Origin of the sequence: Sphaerospermopsis kisseleviana CS-549, from assembly GCF_028329225.1 — a bacterium.
In the GTDB taxonomy this organism is placed as follows: Bacteria; Cyanobacteriota; Cyanobacteriia; order Cyanobacteriales; family Nostocaceae; genus Sphaerospermopsis; species Sphaerospermopsis kisseleviana.
Genome location: NZ_JAQMTI010000199.1, coordinates 1 through 3638 on the forward strand (window position 1 = coordinate 1; position 3638 = coordinate 3638).

General features: G+C 35.2%; 5 protein-coding genes. 4 read left to right on the top strand and 1 reads right to left on the bottom strand.

Annotation, left to right across the window (positions count from 1 at the left end; all coding sequences use genetic code 11):
- Window positions 1-201 precede the first annotated feature (201 nt).
- Window positions 202-492 (top strand): Asp-tRNA(Asn)/Glu-tRNA(Gln) amidotransferase subunit GatC, encoded by a 291-nt coding sequence (gatC, locus tag PN497_RS16265; protein ID WP_096566073.1) that lies wholly within the window; start codon window positions 202-204, stop codon window positions 490-492.
- A 455-nt stretch (window positions 493-947) separates the two neighbouring features.
- Here gatC and pirA read toward each other — a convergent pair whose 3' ends face one another.
- A complete protein-coding gene (gene pirA / locus PN497_RS16270; RefSeq protein WP_162501974.1) occupies window positions 948-1109 on the bottom strand; it encodes an arginine synthesis PII-interacting regulator PirA in 162 nt (53 codons plus the stop codon).
- 132 nt (window positions 1110-1241) lie between these two features.
- Here pirA and PN497_RS16275 point away from each other — a divergent pair, with 132 nt between their 5' ends.
- The 3 genes from PN497_RS16275 (at window position 1242) to PN497_RS16285 (ending at window position 3528) form a co-directional block, all read left to right on the top strand.
- On the top strand, window positions 1242-2039 hold the full coding sequence (locus PN497_RS16275) for an SAM hydrolase/SAM-dependent halogenase family protein (RefSeq protein WP_096566071.1): 798 nt from the start codon (window positions 1242-1244) through the stop codon (window positions 2037-2039).
- A gap of 108 nt (window positions 2040-2147) precedes the next feature.
- A complete protein-coding gene (locus tag PN497_RS16280) occupies window positions 2148-2666 on the top strand; it encodes a COP23 domain-containing protein (RefSeq protein ID WP_096566069.1) in 519 nt (172 codons plus the stop codon).
- Window positions 2659-3528: a S1 family peptidase gene (locus tag PN497_RS16285; RefSeq protein WP_272110699.1), complete on the top strand. Its 870-nt coding sequence runs from the start codon at window positions 2659-2661 to the stop codon at window positions 3526-3528. The genes PN497_RS16280 and PN497_RS16285 overlap by 8 nt, the downstream gene beginning before the upstream one ends.
- The last annotated feature ends 110 nt before the right edge of the window (window positions 3529-3638 follow it).

Consider the following 3638-nt stretch of genomic DNA (forward strand, 5'->3'; position numbering starts at 1 on the left):
ACTGGTGACTGGTGACTGGTGACTGGTGACTGGTGACTGGTGACTGGTGACTGGTGACTGGGTAAAAACTAAATTCTTACTATATATTCCCAATTCCCAATTCCCAATTCCCAATTCCCTATTCCCTATTCCCTATTCCCTATTCCCAATTCCCAATTCCCAATTCCCAATTCCCAATTCCCAATTCCCAATTCCCTAAAAATGATAGATCGTGAACAAGTCCATAAAGTTGCTAACCTCGCTCGGTTAGAATTAACACCAGAAGAGGAAGAAAAATTTACTACTCAACTTGGTAGTATTTTAGAATATATCGAGCAACTGAGCGAGCTTGATGTTGCTGATGTACCTCCCACAACCAGAGCGATTGATGTTAGCAATATAACAAGAGAGGATATATTAAAACCCTATACTAACAGAGAGGGTATTCTTAACAGCGCACCTGAACAGGAAGGTGATTTTTTCAAAGTTCCTAAAATCCTCAATGCTGAATAAATAACAATTAACAATTGATAATTGACAATTGACAATTGATCATTGTTTAATTCAAGGCTTAAACCCTCCCCTTTCAAGGGGATAAAACCCAAAAAAATCCGCTTTTTCAATATTCTTCCTCATTGTCAATTGTTCATTGTTAATTGTCGATTATTGAAAAACTACCAAAATTAAACAAATTTTAGGAAGTTTCAGGGGAATTAAGCTGTTGTGCATTTAATTTGTATAAGTGGAACAGGCATCTTGCCTGTTAAACAAGAGTTTAAAATATTAGTCCTATACAATTTAGCTGTGTAACAGCTTATCTTACCCTGGTTTTTTGTTGAGTCTTGATTTTACGATACTAAAAAAAAACCTGCTTTCGCAGGTAAACACACAACCAAACTAAAAATTCTAAAAAATTAACACCAATTAACATGAATAAACATTAATAAACATCAAAAAAAGGAAATAATTCACTGGTAATAAGCTTGTTCTGCTTCTAATTGACGAATAAGTTGCTCATCACCTTTTAATCTTGCCATTTCTAGACGATGTTCAACGTTTTTTTTCAGGTTTTGTCTATGTGCTTCATCAGCTTTTTTAACTGCTTGTATTCGATTAATATTTATCGCCATAATTTTGACCTTGATATTTTTGATGATGTCATGTTTTTATAAAATACCAGATTTTTTGTAATTATCGTTACAGACAATTTTTAATAATTGTAAATTTTAAATGAAGTAATGAATGAAAAATTTTGAATTTATATGAATCAAGCAAAAATTTTGACCTTATTAAGTGATTTTGGATATGATGATGTATATGTCGGAGTAATGAAAGGTATAATTTGCCAAATTAATCCAAATCTGACCTTAATAGATTTAAATCATCAAATTCCACCGCAAAACATCGCCGCAGCTAGATTTTCCTTGATGAATGCCTATCCTTATTTTCCCCAGGGTACGGTACATTTAGCAGTAGTAGATCCGGGGGTGGGTAGTCAAAGGAGAGCGATCGCTCTAAAATTAGATCAATGTTATCTTGTCGGACCAGATAACGGCATTTTTAGCGGTATAATTGCTGAAAATAAAGTAATAACAGCAGTAGAGTTAACAAACTCTCAATATTGGCGAATATCTCAACCTAGCAGCACCTTTCACGGTAGAGATATTTTCGCACCTGTCGCAGCACATTTAGCAAGTGGTGTATCTGTGCAAAACTTAGGCAGAGAAATCAATCCTGAAACTTTGGTAAAATTAGATATTGGCGAATGTCGAGAAATTACTAACGGTATAGCAGGTTGTATTCAATATATAGATCACTTTGGTAATTTAATCAGTAATATTCCTGGTAGGTTTGTGGAGGGTAAAACCTGGTGTGTAGAAGTTCAAGGTTTGCAAATACCAGGATGTGAAACTTACAGTGATGTGGAAGTTGGGGAAATTTTAGCTTTGGTTGGTAGTCATGGATGGGTAGAAATTGCTGTATATAAAGGTAATGCACAGGTACAATTGCAGAGAAAATATTTAGATCATTTACAAATCTTGTTTTTGGGAGATTGTTAATTTATACTATAATTTTATATCTCACGCAAAGGCGCAAAGACGCAAAGGAAGAGAAAAAGTTAAAATGTAATATTTCGGGTATAAAATTACTGTCAACGCCAAAACAACATGAAACTCAGAACATCAAAAATTGTTATTTTGTCATCTTTACTGGCTTTAGCTACAACCGTCAGCTTCAGTAAACCTAGCTACGCAGAAGGTACTAAATTTTATTGTGATATAGTTGGTGGTAAATATTTCACCTTTGCACGCACAGAGGACGGGAGAAAATACAGGGTGATAAGATGGAATTCTACAGATTTTCCTGCACCTTATAGTCCTGAAGCCAGATGTCGTGAAGTGTCATCAAGATTTCAGCGCAATTATGATCATGGTACACTAAAGAAAATCGTTAGTGGTATAATTAACAAACAACTTGTAATTTGCTCTGGAAGTGACTCTAACACAGTCTGTAACAGTCGAAATTTACTTTTTACTCTCAAACCGGGTGCAAATAGAAAAGCGGTAGCCGCTAAACTTTTTGACAAAAGTGCTTTAGCAGCAGGTAAAATCGACATTCAAACAGGAGATCCTGAGGATATTATGTTTGATTTTGATATCTATTTCGATAATTTAGCAAGTGAATAAAAAACTAAGGTCTGTTTTTAAATTGCTTGATTTTAAACTGCTTGATTTCAAACCTATTAAAATTATTACCTGTGTTAGCGGGTTATCTCTCCTACTGTCAACATCAACCGCTAATACAGGTATCTCTGTAAATGTTTCTGAGGTAAATCAAAGTCAAAATGGAAACAGGGAACAAATAAAAACCGAACTTTCTCAAAGCGAGTTAAAAAAACAAGCAGCAACTATTACCGTCAAAGTGCTATCCACAGACTTCCTGGGTTCAGGAATTTTACTGAAAAAACAAGATAATAAACAAGATAATAAACAAGATAATAAACAAGATAATATCTATACTGTTTTAACCAACGCTCATGTATTAGCAGCAGATGAACCACCTTATAAAATAGTAACTCCAGATGGGAAAGTATATAAAGCAGAAGTATCAAAAACAGCAAAGTTAGAAAAATATGATTTAGGGATATTAGAATTTTCCAGCAGAGAAAATTATGCAGTTGCAGTTATGGGAGAGAAACCCAAAACCGGAGATGAAGTATTTGTAGTTGGTTTTCCCGTCAACCAGGAAAACAGCACAGTTAAAGAAATTACACTCACCACTGGTAAAATAGCCTTAGTCTTAGAAAAAGCACTATCAGGGGGATATCAAATAGGATACACCAACCAACTTGACAAAGGCATGAGCGGCGGACCATTATTAAATACACAAGGTGAGTTAGTCGGAGTTAATGGGATGCACGCTTTTCCTATTTGGGAAAATCCCTCAATGTATATAGATGGTACACCAACAACAGAAACATTACATCAACAAATTATCCGTTTAAGTTGGGCAGTACCCCTAGAGCGTCGATTCAGTAATGCTAGGTAATCTGTTTTTACCTTGTAGGGGCGAAGCATTCGGACAGAATATCAATGGTTTTAGCGATAGGTTATCACCCGAATGCTTCGCCCTGACGATTAATGAATCGGTGTTCTAGA